This is a genomic window from Methanosalsum natronophilum, assembly GCF_024808815.1.
In the GTDB taxonomy this organism is placed as follows: domain Archaea; phylum Halobacteriota; class Methanosarcinia; order Methanosarcinales; family Methanosarcinaceae; genus Methanosalsum; species Methanosalsum natronophilum.
The window spans coordinates 17454-35082 of record NZ_JANUCS010000012.1; the positions used below are offsets into that span (position 1 = coordinate 17454).

Genomic DNA, 17629 nt, shown 5'->3' on the forward strand with positions numbered 1-17629 from the left:
AGTATTAACTCGTTTTATGGACAATTATATATATATGTGTATATGTATATACGGTATAATTATGACAAAAGAAGTCCTTATACATCAAGTAATTGATGTGCTAAGACAGTCAGGCTTCATTGTGTCCGATCGCTGCAACATTAGGCCAAGGTGCTTTGATCTTGCTGCTAGGCGGGATGACATATTACTTTTTTGTAAAATATTATACAATATAGATGGTCTGAATGAAGAAACTGCTAAAGAAATAAAAGCTTTAGCTAGCTATCTAAATGGGTCACCGTTAATTATTGGAGCAAAAACAAGAGATCAAATGCTAGAGGATAGTGTAGTATATATGAGGTATGAAATACCTGCACTTAATGCACAAACTCTATATGACTATTTGGTTGAAGGGGTACCTCCACTTGTTTCTGCTGCCCCCGGTGGTCTCTATGTATCAATAGATGGAGACGTTCTTAAAAAAGCTAGGATTGATACATCTTTATCCTTAGGATCTCTGTCATCACTTATTGGGGTATCCAGACGTACCATAAGCAAGTATGAAGAAGGTGGAATGGCAGCATCAATTGAAGTTGTTCTACAGCTAGAGGATCTTCTAGATGTTGCTCTAGCAAGATCAATAGATTTCCTCAACTCATTCAATGAAATTCCATCAGTTCCCAACACCGAGAATGATCCAAACCAGCAACCAAAAGTTCCAAATGATAGTGTATTAGAAACACTACATCTTTTAGGATATAATGTACTTTCCACATCTCAGGCACCATTTAAAGCTGTTTCAAAAGATGAAACAAATATTATGCTGACAGGTATAAGTGAATACAGTAGTTCGATGCTAAAAAGAGCTCACCTAATGAGTAATATTTCTTTAATTACTGAAACAAGATCTGTCTTCATCATAGATGGGCATCTAAAATCGGAATCAGTGGAGAGCACAGTTTTAATCGAAAAAGAAGAACTTAATAAAATATCTGACCCCGATGATTTACTTACACTTATAGAAAATAGGATGAACTATAAGTTATCATAATAATTTATGTTAGCTCTTTTGAGTGAATCATACATATATTCTTGACAAATATGCTTAAGTTTAGCTCCAAAACTATAATATAGTGAAACTTCATAAGGAGTCTCAATGATTTTTAATATAGCAGTTTTAGCTTCTGGTAGAGGCTCGAATTTACAATCTATTATAGATAATATTGAGAACGGTTATATTCCAAATGCGTCTGTTAAACTTGTGGTCAGTGATGTAAACAAAGCATATGCACTACAGCGAGCTAAAAAGCACTCAATTGAATCATTATACCTAAACCCATTAGAATTCAAATCAAAAAAAGAATATGAAAAACTATTAATCGAAAATCTCCAAAAAAGAGGCATTGATTTAGTTTTATTAGCAGGTTACATGCGCCTTCTCGGAAATTCGTTCATATTACAGTATAAAAATAAAATAATGAACATTCATCCATCTTTACTCCCTTCTTTTAAAGGTTTAGATGCACAAAAACAGGCTTTGGAATACGGGGTGAAAGTCTCAGGGTGTACAGTACATTTTGTTGATGAAGGTATGGACTCCGGTCCCATAATCTTACAGGAGGCTGTTAAAGTCTGTGAAAATGATACTGTTGCATCCTTATCTGAAAGAATTCTTGAAAAAGAACATATAATATACCCCGAAGCTGTAAAACTATTTGTAGAGGGTAAACTTAAAGTGGAAGGCCGGATTGTAGTAAATGATTAACTAAGGTTATTTTAACTAATTAATATTATCTTCATTAAAAAACAGTGGATGAGTAACAATGTCTTATATTTCAGAAATGGATTCAGAAATAAGTAATGTTTTAGAATTAGAAGCTCAACGCCAACAAGATAAACTAAATTTAATAGCTTCAGAAAACTATGTGAGCCCTGCAGTTATGGAAGTACAAGGGTCTATTATGACAAATAAGTATGCTGAGGGCTATTCTGGGAAAAGATATTATGGTGGTTGTGAATATGTTGACATAGCAGAAGATTTAGCGATTGAAAGGGCAAAAGATCTATTTGGTGCAGACCACATAAATGTGCAACCTCATTCTGGTTCAGGCTCAAATATGGCCGTTTACTTTTCAGTTTTAAAACCTGGAGACACGATTTTGTCAATGGATTTAACCCATGGTGGACATCTTTCTCATGGAAGCCCTGTAAACTTTGCGGGTCAGCTTTATAACATAATACCTTACGGTGTTGATAAAGAGACTGAAAAATTGGATTATGAAGCATTGATGGACTTAGCTAAAAAACACCGGCCAAAGATGATTGTTTGCGGTGCATCTGCTTATACTCAAGAAATTGATTTCAAGCAATTTAGAGAAATCGCAGATTCAGTTGATGCTTATCTTTTATCTGATATTGCTCACATTGCGGGTTTAGTTGCAGCAGGAGTACACCAAGATCCTGTACCATACTCTGATTTTGTTACAACAACTACACATAAAACTCTGAGGGGGCCAAGAGGTGGTATGGTAATGTGTAAAGAAGAATATTCAAAGGCCGTAGATAAGTCTATTTTCCCTGGTATTCAAGGGGGCCCTTTGATGCATGTTATCGCCGCAAAAGCTGTTGCTCTTAAAGAAGCCCAGACAACTAAATTCAAAGAAGATCAAGAAAGAACAGTTGGGAATGCGAAAAGATTATGCGATAAACTAGTTGAGGATGGATTCTATTTGGTCTCAGGTGGTACTGAGAACCACATGATGCTTATTAATCTAAATAAGCAAGGTGTGACTGGTAAAGAAGCAGAAGCTGCATTTTGTAAAGCTAATATAGTCTTAAACAAAAACACAGTTCCTTTCGAAACTAGAAGCCCATTTGTAACTAGTGGGGTCAGAATAGGGACACCGTCTGTAACAACAAGGGGTATGACCATAAAGGACATGGACAAAATAGCAGATTTTATAGATCAAGTCATTATTAATGAGGAAAGTGATACCACTCTTAAAAAGATTGGTGACGACGTCAAGAGCTTATGTCATAAGTATCCCATTTATAAAAACTTTCAATAATAGGTGAAATGATGAGTGCACCTTCTTCGGAATCAAAGATAATCGACGGCAGAAAATTAGCAAAGAAAATAGAGACTAGAGTAAAAAAAGAAGTAGAGGATCTAAATGAAAGAGGAATAAGTCCCTGCTTATGTTCTATTCTTGTGGGAAATGATCCTGCTTCGAAACTATATATCAAGCTCAAACATAAAGCCTGCGAGAGGGTTGGCATAACTGCAAAAGACTTTCAGCTATCTGCCGATGTATCTCAAGAGGAGCTAATCGATTTAGTTAAAGAGTTAAATAAAGATCAGAGTATCCATGGCATATTAGTCCAACTGCCATTACCTCAAAATATAAATGATAAAAAGATAATGGAATCTATAGACACATCAAAAGATGTAGATGGTTTTCATCCTCTTAATATGGGTAATTTGCTCATTGGGAATGAGAAAATAGTTCCATGTACACCACATGGAATTATTCATGCTCTTGAAGAATACAATGTAAACATCCAAGGAAGCAACGCAGTAATTGTAGGACACAGCAATGTTGTTGGCAAACCACTTGCTTCAATGCTATTAAATAGAAATGCAACGGTTAATGTGTGCCACGTATATACAAATGATTTAGCAAATTTCACAAAACAAGCAGATATACTAATAGTTGCTACTGGAGTGAAACATTTGATAAAAGCTGAAATGGTTAAAAGTGGGAGTGTTATCTTTGATGTTGGAATCACAGAGGAAGATGGCAAAATCTATGGAGACGTGGATTATGAAAATGTTATTGATAAATGCTCTTTAATAACTCCAGTTCCAGGAGGAGTTGGCCCAATAACTGTAGCTACTCTATTAGAACATGTTATACAATCTACTAAAATATCCATAAATGATACTTAAAGTAGCCCTACTTTTTATTGAATAGAAATAAAATCCATATTTAAGATTGGTTTAGATGGTAATTGATTCGAGTATATGTGGATTAAATATTGGTGATAAATACCCAACTAGACTGATGGGTGTGCTAAACCTTAGTGATGAATCATTCTATAAAGCATCTGTGGTAGACGAGGACTCCTTACTTGACGTTGCTGAAGATATGATTTGCAAAGGTGCAGATATATTAGATGTTGGAGGTAGATCAACATGGCCCTTAGCAACTCCTATTTCAAAACAAACTGAAAAGACACGGTTAATGCCAGCTTTGGACACACTTTGTAATAATTTAAACATCCCAATTTCAGTAGATACTATGTTTGCTGATATAGCAGAAGAAGCCTTGAACCGTGGAGCACATATAGTAAATGATGTATCTGGGCTGACCTCGGATGCAAATATGGTGACTGTGCTTAGGGAATACGATTGCCCTGCAATTTTAATGGCATCAAAAAACAAAATCGGTGATCCAAGAGGTATAGATGAGGTAATATCTGCTCTTGGAGAGATTTTGAAGAAAGCACAATTGAATGAAATAGACACATCTAAGCTTATATTAGATCCTGCGATAGGAAAATGGGTGCCAAATAAAACCGCTACACATGATTTTGATGTTATTGATAACTTTGAAAGACTTAGAGTATTTAATAACCCGATTCTAGCTGCAATATCTAGAAAATCAGTAATTGACGCAATTATTAATAAACCTCCAGAAGAACGACTACTTGGTAGTCTTGCAGCAACATCAATTGTCGTTAATAAAGGTGCACATATTATCAGAACCCATGATGTCGAGCAAACAGTTGATGTTGTAAAGGTCGCTACAGCTCTTCGTTCGTTGCCAATTGAGGATACTGGAAATGGGGTTTCTATAAAAGTATTGGATATAACTGATCAATCAGACTTGGTATATTATATGAAGTCTATAGGTACAACTGAAGCTGGCTGCCATATTATGAAAAAAAAATCGATAACAAAAACTGTTAAAATAACTAATATTTCCTCTACAGAGGCTCTTATAATAAAGCAGGAAATTCTTGCACGAGGCGGTGATGCAGCTATTCCTAAAGGGGCAATATCTCATGAAATAGATGATGTTGATATAATTTTAATAGGAACTACTTTACAACTGGAAAAACTGGCCAATAAGCTTTCTTACCAGGCACGCAACCTACCTATGATTGCTCGAAAGCTTAAAAAGATATTATATACCAAAAAAAAATATATGAACTTGGATAAATTATGATCATTTCCGAAGACAAACCAATAGCGGAAATTCTTGAGTCAATAGAAAACCATAGCTCAATTTTTATTGTTGGATGTAATACATGTGCAGCTAAGCTTCATGTTGGCGGAGAGCAAGAAATTCTTTCAATGAAATCTGTCCTTGAGAATTCAGGAAAAAAAGTTGTCGGTTGGGCACTTCCAACTGCTGCATGCAGTATAAGGTCATGGGATCATTTAGCTGAAAAAGATAGGTCAATAAATAAAGCAGATGCTTTGTTAGTTATGGCTTGTGGGAGTGGAGCATCAGTGATTAGTAAACTTGGAACCATAGATGTATTTCCATCTAATAACACAGTATCTCTTGGAGGCTCATACAAAGGGGAAGTGCTACCAGATCAATGTAAAATGTGTGGTAATTGTACACTTTTTTATTTTGGAGGTATTTGTCCCTATTCTCAATGTCCTAAGAAGTTATTAAATGGTCCATGTGGTGGTTGTAGCGATGATGGGGCATGTGAAACAGATAATGACAAAGAATGCGTCTGGGAATTGATTTATAAAAAACTTGATGAAAAAAACAGTCTTTATTTATTGGAAAGAATATTTGAGCCAAAAGTGAATAAATAAAGTCGAGCAACTTATGGATGATCTATATGCAAGGCTCTTTTGTAGATAAAATAAGGTCTAGAAATTTTGTTATCACTGCAGAAATAACTCCTCCTAAAGGAAGTAATCCTTTCAATGCCATTGAAGATGCCGCACTGATTAGGAATTTAGTTGATGCGATAAATATAACAGATAACAATAGAGGAGTTATGAGGATGAGTCCTATTAGCCTAGGAAAGGTACTTCAACAACAAGGGTATGAACCAATAATTCAAATGACTTGTAGAGACCGAAACAGGCTAGCATTACAGTCAGATTTACTTGGGGCAGCTGCTCTTGGACTCAAGAACTTTTGCATTATGACAGGAGATCACGTTAGTTGTGGAGACCATCTAGGTGCAAAATCAGTATATGACCTTGATTCCGTTCAGCTAATATCTATGATTCGAAAAATGGAAAGTGGGTTTGATTTCAGTGGTAACAAACTTGAAGACCCACCTGAATTTATTTTAGGTGCAGTTTCGAACATAAACCCTTTAAAAAAAGGACAGATGCTAAAACTTCGCAAAAAAGCTACTTTTGGATTAGACTTTATCCAGACACAAGCGGTTTATGACACTGAAATGTTCAAGAATTTTTGTAAGCTAATAGGTGATTTAGAAACTCCAATAATTGCAGGAATAATTCCATTAAAGTCAGCTAGAATGGCTAGGTTCATGAATGCTAATATTCCTGGAATTCATATAGATGGCGAAATTATCGATAGACTAGATATGTCTAAAGATCCAATTCAAGAAGGTCTGGATATAAGCTGTGAAATAATTAAAGATATAAGTGATATATGCCAAGGAATTCATTTAATGCCAGTTGGACAACACTTAAATACACAAAAGCTACTTAAACAGGCTGGATTTTAAAAGCCAGCTATAAATTGAAATTTAATGGACTTATTTCATGAAATCTACTCAAATTCAATGCGCACTCGATGGTAAGATCACTCCTGAAATGAAACAGACTTCTTTTACTGAAAATATTGATGAAGAATTGGTTCTTGAGAGAATATTAAATGGAAGTCTTGTGATAATGAAGAGAAAGTATAAATCACAAACATCTATAGGAGCAGGAGCTACTACTAAAGTAAATGTAAATATTGGAACATCATCTGCATGTGTAGATATTGACGCCGAAATAGAAAAAGCACTAGTTGCTGAAAAATATGGTGCCGATACTATAACAGATCTTTCAATGGGGGGAGAAATTAAAACAATTAGGAGGCACATATTTAATAACACATCTGTTCCTATAACTACAGTTCCAATTTATGAAACTATTATTGAACATGGGTTAGAAAATTTAGAAACTGATCACCTTCTTAAAATGATAGAGCAACATGTCAATGAAGGGATAAGTTCTTTAGTACTACACTTAGTCGATAAAAAGTCACTTGAGCACTTAAAAAGCTCAGGACGTATTATGGGGATGGTATCCAAAGGTGGCTCATTTACTAGCTCTTTCATGATAAAAGAAAACTGCGAAAATCCATTTATTGAATATTTTGACGAGATTTTAGATATATTACGAAGAAAAGATGTTGTTCTATCACTAGGAAACAGTATGCGAGGTGGATGCGTCCACGATAGATTTGATTCATCACAGGGTATGGAAATTGAAAGAAATATACACTTTGCAGAAAAAGCAAAATCATACGGCGTTCAAACAATTATCGAAGGACTTGGTGGTCATATAAATGCTTCTGACATTTCCCCTCACATAAAATACTATAAATCAAAAACAAAATTTCCATTGTTTGTAGCTGGTCCTTTACCTACAGATATCTCTCCAGGCTATGATCATATAGCAGGAGCCGTGGGAGCAAGTATTGCAAGCGGTGCCGGAGCAGATTACATGTGTTATATTACTCCAGCTGAACATCTATCTTTACCTACTCCTACACAAGTTAGAGAAGGACTGGTTGCATTTAAGATTGCGGCTCATATCGGGGACTCTATAAAATATGGATTGAGCGATAAAGATTATGAGCTTTCTAAAAGAAGATCAGTGTTTGATTGGAATGGTCAGATGCAGTATGCAATAGACCCTGAAAAACCAAAAGAAATGTGTCCAAAAGAAGGCCCTTGTTCTATGTGTGGAGAGTACTGTGCAATCCAGATAATGGGAGAATATTTATCCAAAAACTGATAATTATGGACAAGATATACAAAGAACTGGAAATATATGGTATTCCTACCACTATTATAAAAAAAGGAGACTCTATTGCTAACGAAATAGCTTGTTCATTAGATGAAAAAAATCTAACACTAAAAGACAAAGATATTATTGTACTTGCTGAATCTGCAGTTGCAACCTCAGAAGGAAGAATTGTATCATTGGAAAACATCAAGGTTTCAAATGATGCTAGATTACTTGCTTCTAAATACTCTATAGATGAAAGAGAAATGGAGCTAATTCTTCAAGAATGTGATGAAATTATCGGTGGAGTACCTGGTGCTGTCCTGACAATAACAGGTGGAATACTGTCACCAAATGCAGGAATTGATGCATCAAATGCACCTCATGGGCATGTTGTTCTTTTACCATCAAATCCTACTGAAAGCGCATATCGGATAAGGAAAGTACTTGAAAATAAGTATTCTTGCCGTATAGGGGTGATTATAGGGGATAGCAGAACTCAGCCACTTAGACTTGGATGTGTAGGCATTGCACTTGCAGTTTCTGGAATAAACCCAGTTATTGATACAAGAGGCTTGAATGACTTATTCAACAAACCATTAACTATTACATACAGGGCACTTGCAGATAATCTTGTATCAACTGCACAGTTATTGATGGGAGAAGCAGATGAGGGAATTCCTTGCGTATTAATAAGAGGTCTTGATGAAGATATTATAGAAGAACCCATTGAGATTCCATTGTTCTCAACCAAAGAATGTATGTATTACAATAATATAAAAAGTAGTGTTGATTGAGGATTAAGACTTTATTTATAATCCATATAAGGCTAATCTTTTACTAATATATTTTTAAGGATAGGCAATTTTAAATAAGCCTATTGATGTTATTGGTTAATGTGCTAAAACTCTTTATTGTAACAGAAGAGGTTGTTGCATGAAATATCAATGGATTAAAACATCCTGTGGCTATTTTGCAGTAGAAAAAGATGATGGAGATATAGCTTTACCTCTTTTAGTCCGAACCGATAAAGCTCATTTAAAAGACAATTCATGATATCTCCAGAAACTTCTCTAATAAATGCATTTTTAGCCTAAACCACAAAAATGAAATATTCCAAATACCTTTTAAAATAGTAGCAATATTCAATTGACGTTACAGAAATGTATTGTTAGAAAAATAATTCATTAGAAAGTTAAGGTAAACTATCTATACTAAATTACTTTTGAGGTGAGATTTATGAGTAAACCAGTTTTAATGGACTTCACAGCTACTTGGTGCGGGCCATGTAAGATGCAAAAACCAATTCTTAAAGAAATAGAAGAACGAATGGGAGAAAAGGTAGAAATCAAAGAAATTGACGTAGATGAAAATAACGATCTAGCAGGAAAATATGGTATAAATGTAGTTCCGACCTTGATTATCGAAAAAGATGGAGAAGAAATAAAAAGGTTCACAGGCGTTACAAAAGCAGATGTTCTTGGTAGTGAACTTGAAAAATTGATTTAATATTTAATAGAATTCATATCCAAAATAAAAAAAAAATAATTTTTTGGGTATGCTAATTTACTTTATACTGAGGAAAACTAACTAATACATTTAATATTGGTATTGCAAATAATTTTTTAGATAATGAAACAATTAATCTTATTTTTACTTGAATATAATTAGACTACGATTAGGATTTTGGACGTTATTGATAAATATTTAGTAACTTGTTATAAAAACTGCTATTCTCACTTTATTTAACTCGTAGATTGCATCTAGATAGATATTTTAGAGGACATGAAAAGAGCATACTGGCTAGCTTTTAGAGTCTATTTATCATGCAAATAAATCATGGTCTAAATCATTCCAGAGACTTTGGTTCTAGAGTGTTAGGTCATTTACTATATGTTGGCTGAATAGTGCAAACCTTTATAAATGAACATGCTTTTATGATTGTTTGAAAGGATTAGATGATTTGCTTAAAGTATAATTGAACTAACTCATAACTAGCAATCAGGAGAAACTTCAATTGAAGAAAAAAAACAAGTCGAAAGCTTCAAAGGGGAAAAAAGAGGAAGCAGAAGAACCAAACTATCTGAAGATAAAGGAGAAGACCCCTGAAGAGCGAAAGCAAAATCATATAGAAGGCGTCATTAAAACAGCAGTTGCTGCTATTATAGGAATTATTGCAGGTATAGCTGGCTACTATTTACTCGATAAAGCCATTGATTTTACCTGGTATTCAATAATAATCGTGGTAGGTATAATTGCATTTTATCTGCAAAAAGCCGTGTTTCCACTTGTAAAAATAAATACTAAAGATTTTGGAGCTAAAGACTGGCTCTATGTAGAGTTTCTTGTATTAGATTTCTTTTTGATAACATGGATTTTGATGCTAAATTAAACGATTATTTTTTCTTTTAGCATTATATTATACGGCCATTACTCCATATATTAAGGGTATAATAATGAGAATTGCAATATTAAATAGAGATCGATGTCAACCCCGAAGGTGTAGCCACGAATGTGAAAAATACTGCCCAAGAGTGCGAACTGGCGATGAAACAATTATTTTTAAAGACGACGGTAAGCCTGTAATATCTGAAGAACTATGTGTAGGGTGCGGTATTTGTATCAATAAATGCCCCTTTGATGCTATCATGATAATAGGACTCCCTGAAGAATTAGATAAACCTATTCATAGATATGGAGAAAATGGCTTCGCTCTTTATGGGCTTCCACTTCCGCAAAAAGGCCGGGTGACTGGTATATTAGGCCCTAATGGAATCGGTAAGAGTACTGCTGTTAACATATTGTCAGGTTCAATGGTGCCTAATTTTGGAGAAGATAAAGGAGATTGGAATATAGTATTGGATTATTATTCCGGAACTGGGCTATATGACTACTTTAAAGCTTTAATTGACCAAAATATTCGCATATCACAAAAACCACAATATGTAGATAAAATTCCAAAAGCATTTTCTGGGAAAACACGCGATTTGCTTGAAAGCGCAGATGAACGAAAAGTGCTTGATGAGCTGATTGATAAGCTTGAGCTTGAGCAGATTATTGACCGCAATATATCTCAGCTGAGTGGTGGCGAACTTCAGAGGGTAGCTATTGCAGCTTGTGCTTCAAAAGAAGCTGATTTTTACTTTTTTGATGAAATCAGCTCTTATCTTGACATATACCAAAGGATAAATTGTGCCCGACTGATCCAAGAAATCGCAGAAGATAAAGCAGTTTTAGTTGTTGAACACGACCTTGCCATTTTAGATATGCTAGCTGATATGATCCATGTTACTTATGGTATATCTGGTGGATATGGTGTAGTAACTTATCCAAAAGGTGTTCGTATATCAATTAATCAATATTTAAAAGGCTATCTCCCAGAAGAAAATGTCAGAATTAGACCTGAACCAATTGAATTCGAGGTTCACCCACCAAAAATAGAAACTGATATTCAATCAGTTTTGGAATATCCCGAATTTTCTATAAGCTACGGTGAAGATTTTCAGCTTAGCTCTGAATCTGGAGATCTTAAAGAAGGTGAAGTTTTAGGTATTGTAGGATCTAATGGAATTGGGAAATCAAGTTTTGTGAAGGCTCTTGCGGGTGAGATTATGACTGATAAAGGTGACTTGGACATTGGAGTAAAAGTATCCTACAAGCCACAATATATTGCTGGTGACTCATATATACAAGTTGAACATTTTTTAAGAAAAATAACTAAGAAGTTTGATAGTAGTTACTATCAAACAGAAATAAGTAAACCTTTACAGCTCGAACCCCTTTACGATAGGATGTTAAATGAACTAAGTGGTGGTGAACTACAAAGGGTAGCAATAGCTGCTTGCTTGAGTAGAGATGCAGATCTATATCTACTTGATGAACCGAGTGCTCACTTGGATGTTGAACAGAGATCGATGGCAACAAAAGCTATTAAAAGATTTGCTGAAAACACTAAAAAGACCGCGATGGTTGTAGACCATGATATATATGTTATAGATATGCTTAGTGAAAGAATGATTGTTTTTGAAGGAACTCCTGGTTTAACTGGTTATGCATATTCACCCACAAGTATGAAAGATGGGATGAATACTTTTTTGAGCAATTTAAACATCACATTTAGGAGAGATGAAGATACATTACGACCACGTGTTAATAAGTTGAATTCTAGATTAGATCGTGAACAAAAAAGTAATGGGGAATTCTATTACTACAACATTTAAAAAACAACTAACTAAACCCATATATTTTAGATAACCTTTTCATGGTCTACGTTGCCTATGTCATTGATTGCTTGCTAAAACACATTTTCTTGACTTTGCAAGAATGCACGGTTAAAATATTATATAGTTACTTATATACTAGTACATGCTTCTTAAGCAGAACTTTTTAATTAAGATTTATTTTAGTATATATTATAGGTGGTTAATATGGAAGAATTTACTTTAGATGAACTTCTTGAATACAATGGAACTGATGGTAAAAAGGCTTATGTTGCCTACAATGGTAAAGTTTATGATGTAACAGATAGTTTTCTTTGGGATGATGGGGATCATCAAGGCATGCATGAGGCAGGAAAAGATTATTCTAGTGAACTTGGAGATGAAGCTCCTCATGGGGATGACGTCTTAGAAGATTTCCCGGTAGTTGGTACCATTAAAAAATAATATCACATTTATAATTTATTTATTAGAAGTATATTCTAATAAATTTTGATAAAAATAGAAGCTAGTAATTGGGGTGCAAAAATGGTATTTGATTTGCTTGAACAAACCATTCCTTATACTGACATCATGGTCACAAACCTTTTGTTTTCAATATTCATACTGATTGTTGGATATATAGGGATAAAAATAATTCTTAATGGCTTTTTAAAGGGTTTTAAATCTACAAACCTTCCTGGACTTGTAGTCGAATTCCTTGCAACATTCTTTAAAGTTCTATTATATATATTATTAATATTAGTTTTCTTATCATCGCTTGGATTTGATGTTAATTCGGTTGTGATAGGCTTATCTGCGGTTATAGGGCTTATTCTTGGATTTGGCCTGCAAGATACACTTACAAACTTAGCATCAGGCATATGGATTGCAGCTCTTAGACCACTTGATAAGGATGAATTTATTTCGGTCGGTGGTTCTAGTGGAACTGTAAGTTCTGTTGGAATAATGTCAACTGAACTTATAACTCCAGATAATCAACTAATAACAGTTCCAAATAAACTTGTGTGGGGCAACTCTATTATTAACTTTACCAGAATGCCTATAAGAAGAGCAGCAGTTGATGTTGGAATTAGTTATAAATCAGATTTAGACGAGGCTATAAAGATAGCAATGGATCTGATGGAAAAACATCCATTGGTATTAGAAGATCCAGCACCTAATGTAGTTGTATTAGGATTAGGAGATTCTTCTGTAGACTTGCAACTTCGTCCCTGGACCAAAACACCAGATTTGTGGAGTGTCAAGTGGGATTTAACTGGTAAAATATTCAAGGAATATAATGAGAAAGGAATCGAGATTCCGTTCCCACAAAGAGATATTCACATAAAAAAAGAAGAATGAACAGGTAACCTTCTACCTGTTTTATATTTTATTTTTAACTTATTTCATTCTTTAACTAATTTAGCAATTTCGTCACCTACATCTGACGTACCCGCAGTTCCACCCATGTCATAGGTTCTAACTTTACCTTCACTAATGTTTCTTTCTATCGCTTTTACAATATTATCTGATGCTTCTTGTTCACCAAGCTGCTCTATCATCATAGCACCTGCCCAGATAGTTGCGATTGGGTTCACTTTGTTCTGGCCCTTGTATTTTGGTGCAGAGCCATGGATAGGCTCGAACATACTAGTTCCTTCAGGATTTATATTTCCACCCGGTGCAAGCCCTAAACCTCCTTGAATCATTGCACCTAAATCAGTAATTATATCTCCAAACATGTTAGGTGTAACTACCACATCGAACCATTCTGGATTTTTAACAAACCACATTGTAATTGCATCTACGTAATTAAAATCTGTTTTAACCTCTGGATATTTTGAAGACATACTTTCAAATTCTTCTCTCCAAAATCCATAAATATCGGAAAGAACATTAGCTTTATCAACAGAAGCAAGATTCTTTGATCTGTTTTGAGCAAGCTCAAAAGCATACTCCATTACTCTTCTAGTTCCTTCTTTTGAAATCATACCTATTTGATAAGCAATTTCTTCACTATCAGTTTCAATATCAAGGTTAAATTTAGCAGAATATAGGTTTCTATTTACTTCTAGTATTTTTGAAGAAGCACCTTTAGTGGATCTTCCTCCTATTCCTATATACATATCTTCCGTATTTTCTCTGACCACAACAAAATCTATATCATCAGGCGTTTTATCCTTTATTGGTGACCAAACACCATTAAGTAGTTTAATTGGTCTTAGATTTATATATTGGTCAAAGTAAAACCTTGCAGCGAGAAGGATACCTTTTTCCAGTACACCAGGTTCAATTCTTGGGTCACCTATAGACCCTAAATATATTGCAGAATATTGACTTAGTTCTTTTAATGTATCTTCAGATATAAGTTCTCCAGTTTCGAGGAAATGATCTGCACCATGTGGATATTCTATCCACTCAACATCAAATCCGAATTTTTCGCCAGCAGAATCAATTACTTTCATACCTTCTGTCACGATGTCCGGTCCAATTCCGTCTCCCGGAATTACTGGTATTTTATAAGTAGTCATTTAAAATCACCTTCTATTGTACAAAAATCAATTTATTTATGAGATTAATTTTCTAGTATAAGGAATCAACCCACCAGAGTTAACAATTTCTCTAACAAAGTCTGGAAGTGGTGATGCGTTATATTGCTCATCTCGTGTATGATTTTTTATAATGCCTGTTTCAATATCTACTTCTATTATGTCTCCATCCTTTATTTTATCCGTATCAGCACATTCAAGTAACGGTATGCCAATATTTATTGAGTTCCTAAAAAAGATTCTTGCAAAAGACTTTGCAATTACGCAAGAAATCCCCGATCCCTTTAGGGCCAGAGGGGCATGTTCTCTTGAAGACCCACATCCGAAGTTGCTCTCAGCAACAACTACATCCCCCAATTGCACACTTTCTGCAAATTCTGGCCTGACACCTTCAAATGTATAGTTTGCAAGTTCTTCTGGTGTATTATGTATGAGATATCTACCAGGAATAATTGCATCCGTATCTATATCATTTCCAAATTTCCATGCTTTTCCTTTCATTAGTTTTCACCGACAAGTAATAGGTAAGTTAGAAATACAAATATCTCTTAAAATGAGATATAGATTTATTTTATCATTAATAAATTCGATTATTGGACAGTTTGCTGGAGCAATGTTCCATCAATATATATAGTGGGTTCGTTGATAACTCCATCAAGATGTAGCTGTACATCAATGTTGCCTCCAAAGCTAGCGTTACTTCCTAGTGCTACGTGGACTGTATTAGCAACCTTTTCATCTTCTAAAACAATTCCCCTTAATATAGCTGTTTGGTTAAGTCCAATACCAAGCTCTGCGATATTACGTCCCTTTGGACCTACAGAGTCTACTAAATCTTCTAATTTTTTAGCATATTTTCCTGTAAAGCCAACCGCGTTACCGTTTTTTACTTTTATTTCAATAGGCTCATCCAAGATACCAATTCCTGCCATCGAACCATCGATAACCACTATACCATTTGCATCATTAGGGGGTACAAATATTTCTCCTGCGGGTAAGTTACTCATATCTCCTGGGAGACGACAAATGCCAGTATCAAGCACCCAAGTACACCCTTGAACATCAAATTCAACATTTGTTCCCGCATCTGACATAAGGCTAATTTTTTTTACATTCTTTAATTTATCGTACAATTTCAGTGCATAATCTTGTATTGAATAATAGTCTGCATCCAGTCCACCTTTTAGCATCATTTCCCTAGTTACTCCTGGCATGCTTACAACTCTCGAACCACACCTACAAGCTTCGACGCGAGCTTTGGTATGTGTTAGTGACTTTGACGTTTGTGCAATTATGATATCTGCATGTTTCATAGCTTCAGCAACAATTATAGGGGGTTCCTGTCCATTTTCATCTCTAGGCTTGATTGTCATCATTATTGCTTCGTGGCAGCATTCTGCAGCTGAAGAAAAAAGCGCATTAGAAATTTCCTTATCGGCTCCAGAATCAGTAATTATTAAGGCACTTTCATTGCTTTTTGCTCCTAAGCAATCAATGATTATTTTTTCAGCAGTTTTTTTCATTTTGATGTTCATAATATCCGAAATCCATTGATTTATGAATGAATTAATTGATGAATTATTTATTATAGACTACAGCTCTACCAAAAATGTTCTTTATGGAGTAAATATATATGTACACGTTATTGTAAAAGTGACATAAAATAAATGTTGCATATTATGGATAAGATGAAACATAATTTATATTTAAGCATTGACTTTTGTAGGAAAAAGCAAATGCTACTGTTGTCTTTAGGGACAACATGTATTTTTTTGGCACTTTTATCACTGATACCTTTACTACCCCCAATATCTGAGGAACTGGCTATCTCTAAAGCAGAACTTGGTTGGGTTGCTGGAATTTTCATGATATGTATGGCATTGTTCCAAATACCATTTGGAGTACTTTCAGACAAATTTGGAAGGAAGCCAATGCTTATAATAGGCTTACTAATTTTTTCAAGTGGCGTTTTTATGCTTTCAAAATCGTCAACATTTGCTGCATTACTGTTCGCCAGAGCAATTTCTGGGATAGGTGCAGCTATTTTCTTTACAACTTCTTTTACTATGATCGGAGACATGTACAGACTTAATGAACGAGGACAAGCAATGGGGATTTTAGCAATTGCCACCGGTTTTGGGACCGTCCTTGGTTACTCATTTGGAGGTGTAATTGGAGATTTATATGGGTGGAGGATGGTATTCTTGTGGCTTTCAGGGTTTTCAATTATTATTTGCTTATTGTTCTTTTTTTTAAGTGAAACAAATTATTGCCTCAAAAATAATTACTGCTATTCCGATATACTTTCACTATCTTCTAACACATTTAAAATTAAAAATGTCATTCTGGTTACATTAATTGCTATGTTGTGTAATATGGCTTCAATTGGCTCTTCTTATATAATTCCGTTCTATGCTCAAGAAGCAGGTATTTCGATTGCAATGACAGGGTTAATTTTTGTACCGTTTGCTATAACTAGTTCTATAGGTGCATTGCTTTGTGGGAAATGTTCAGATAAAATAGGTAGAAAATACCCTTTAGTTGCTGTAACTTTATTATCCGGAGTTGCTCTTCTTTTATTCCCGTTCTTATCAGTAGAACCGATTTCAATGGCTTTTAATTTTGCTCTTGTTGGGTTATGTTTTGGTCCAGTAGTAACACTTACATCAGCTATGCTTGTAGATCAAGCAGCTAAAATCGATACTGGTATTCTAGGAACATCTATGGGAACCTTCAATATGATAAGATGGATGGGAGCAGCCTTTGGCCCTGTATTAGGTGGATTGCTTCTTGAATTGTATGAACCAAATGTTTCTCTTTTAGTGTTTGCCTTTATGATACTTCTTGCTGCAATAATTTCTATGTTTGTTAATAAAATATAATGTTTAAAATTT

At 34.7% G+C, this 17629-nt stretch carries 18 protein-coding genes; 15 read left to right on the forward strand and 3 right to left on the reverse strand.

Annotated features, from left to right (window positions below; all coding sequences use genetic code 11):
* Window positions 1-61 precede the first annotated feature (61 nt).
* The 14 genes from J2T59_RS07090 to J2T59_RS07155 all read left to right on the forward strand — a co-directional run bounded on the left by J2T59_RS07090 (window position 62) and on the right by J2T59_RS07155 (window position 13548).
* Window positions 62-1030, forward strand: a complete 969-nt coding sequence (locus J2T59_RS07090) for a transcriptional regulator (protein ID WP_259135241.1) — start codon at window positions 62-64, stop codon at window positions 1028-1030.
* Between the two features lie 105 nt (window positions 1031-1135).
* Window positions 1136-1744: a phosphoribosylglycinamide formyltransferase gene (gene purN, locus J2T59_RS07095; RefSeq protein WP_259135242.1), complete on the forward strand. Its 609-nt coding sequence runs from the start codon at window positions 1136-1138 to the stop codon at window positions 1742-1744.
* A 58-nt stretch (window positions 1745-1802) separates the two neighbouring features.
* Window positions 1803-3047 carry a serine hydroxymethyltransferase gene (gene glyA, locus J2T59_RS07100; protein ID WP_259135243.1) on the forward strand — a complete coding sequence of 415 codons (1245 nt, stop codon included), beginning with the start codon at window positions 1803-1805 and terminating at the stop codon, window positions 3045-3047.
* An 11-nt stretch (window positions 3048-3058) separates the two neighbouring features.
* Window positions 3059-3928, forward strand: a complete 870-nt coding sequence (locus tag J2T59_RS07105) for a tetrahydrofolate dehydrogenase/cyclohydrolase catalytic domain-containing protein (protein WP_259135287.1) — start codon at window positions 3059-3061, stop codon at window positions 3926-3928.
* Between the two features lie 55 nt (window positions 3929-3983).
* Window positions 3984-5210 carry a dihydropteroate synthase gene (gene folP / locus J2T59_RS07110; RefSeq protein ID WP_259135244.1) on the forward strand — a complete coding sequence of 409 codons (1227 nt, stop codon included), beginning with the start codon at window positions 3984-3986 and terminating at the stop codon, window positions 5208-5210.
* Complete coding sequence (locus tag J2T59_RS07115) at window positions 5207-5818, forward strand: methylenetetrahydrofolate reductase C-terminal domain-containing protein (RefSeq protein WP_259135245.1); 612 nt, start codon at window positions 5207-5209, stop codon at window positions 5816-5818. Before folP ends, J2T59_RS07115 begins: the two co-directional genes overlap by 4 nt.
* Window positions 5819-5844: 26 nt before the next feature.
* Window positions 5845-6714: a methylenetetrahydrofolate reductase gene (locus tag J2T59_RS07120; protein WP_259135246.1), complete on the forward strand. Its 870-nt coding sequence runs from the start codon at window positions 5845-5847 to the stop codon at window positions 6712-6714.
* A 37-nt stretch (window positions 6715-6751) separates the two neighbouring features.
* Window positions 6752-7996, forward strand: coding sequence for a phosphomethylpyrimidine synthase ThiC (gene thiC / locus J2T59_RS07125; protein WP_259135247.1), 1245 nt, complete (start codon window positions 6752-6754; stop codon window positions 7994-7996).
* A 5-nt stretch (window positions 7997-8001) separates the two neighbouring features.
* Window positions 8002-8784: a coenzyme F420-0:L-glutamate ligase gene (gene cofE, locus J2T59_RS07130; RefSeq protein WP_259135248.1), complete on the forward strand. Its 783-nt coding sequence runs from the start codon at window positions 8002-8004 to the stop codon at window positions 8782-8784.
* Between the two features lie 442 nt (window positions 8785-9226).
* The gene (locus J2T59_RS07135; RefSeq protein WP_259135249.1) at window positions 9227-9496 is read left to right on the forward strand and encodes a thioredoxin family protein; all 270 of its coding nucleotides are present in this window, start codon (window positions 9227-9229) and stop codon (window positions 9494-9496) included.
* Between the two features lie 508 nt (window positions 9497-10004).
* Window positions 10005-10379, forward strand: a complete 375-nt coding sequence (locus tag J2T59_RS07140; RefSeq protein WP_259135250.1) for an EMC6-like membrane protein — start codon at window positions 10005-10007, stop codon at window positions 10377-10379.
* 64 nt (window positions 10380-10443) lie between these two features.
* On the forward strand, window positions 10444-12207 hold the full coding sequence (locus tag J2T59_RS07145; protein WP_259135251.1) for a ribosome biogenesis/translation initiation ATPase RLI: 1764 nt from the start codon (window positions 10444-10446) through the stop codon (window positions 12205-12207).
* 207 nt (window positions 12208-12414) lie between these two features.
* Complete coding sequence (locus J2T59_RS07150; RefSeq protein WP_259135252.1) at window positions 12415-12651, forward strand: cytochrome b5 domain-containing protein; 237 nt, start codon at window positions 12415-12417, stop codon at window positions 12649-12651.
* An 81-nt stretch (window positions 12652-12732) separates the two neighbouring features.
* On the forward strand, window positions 12733-13548 hold the full coding sequence (locus tag J2T59_RS07155) for a mechanosensitive ion channel family protein (protein WP_259135253.1): 816 nt from the start codon (window positions 12733-12735) through the stop codon (window positions 13546-13548).
* Window positions 13549-13592: 44 nt separating this feature from the next.
* On the opposite strand, the gene J2T59_RS07160 is transcribed toward J2T59_RS07155, so the two are convergent.
* The 3 genes from J2T59_RS07160 to J2T59_RS07170 all read right to left on the reverse strand — a co-directional run bounded on the left by J2T59_RS07160 (window position 13593) and on the right by J2T59_RS07170 (window position 16258).
* Window positions 13593-14717, reverse strand: coding sequence for an isocitrate/isopropylmalate dehydrogenase family protein (locus tag J2T59_RS07160; protein ID WP_259135254.1), 1125 nt, complete (start codon window positions 14715-14717; stop codon window positions 13593-13595).
* A 36-nt stretch (window positions 14718-14753) separates the two neighbouring features.
* A complete protein-coding gene (locus J2T59_RS07165; RefSeq protein ID WP_259135255.1) occupies window positions 14754-15236 on the reverse strand; it encodes a 3-isopropylmalate dehydratase small subunit in 483 nt (160 codons plus the stop codon).
* Between the two features lie 89 nt (window positions 15237-15325).
* The gene (locus J2T59_RS07170) at window positions 15326-16258 is read right to left on the reverse strand and encodes an aminopeptidase (protein WP_259135256.1); all 933 of its coding nucleotides are present in this window, start codon (window positions 16256-16258) and stop codon (window positions 15326-15328) included.
* A gap of 213 nt (window positions 16259-16471) precedes the next feature.
* Here J2T59_RS07170 and J2T59_RS07175 point away from each other — a divergent pair, with 213 nt between their 5' ends.
* Window positions 16472-17617, forward strand: a complete 1146-nt coding sequence (locus J2T59_RS07175) for an MFS transporter (protein ID WP_259135257.1) — start codon at window positions 16472-16474, stop codon at window positions 17615-17617.
* Window positions 17618-17629 lie beyond the last annotated feature (12 nt).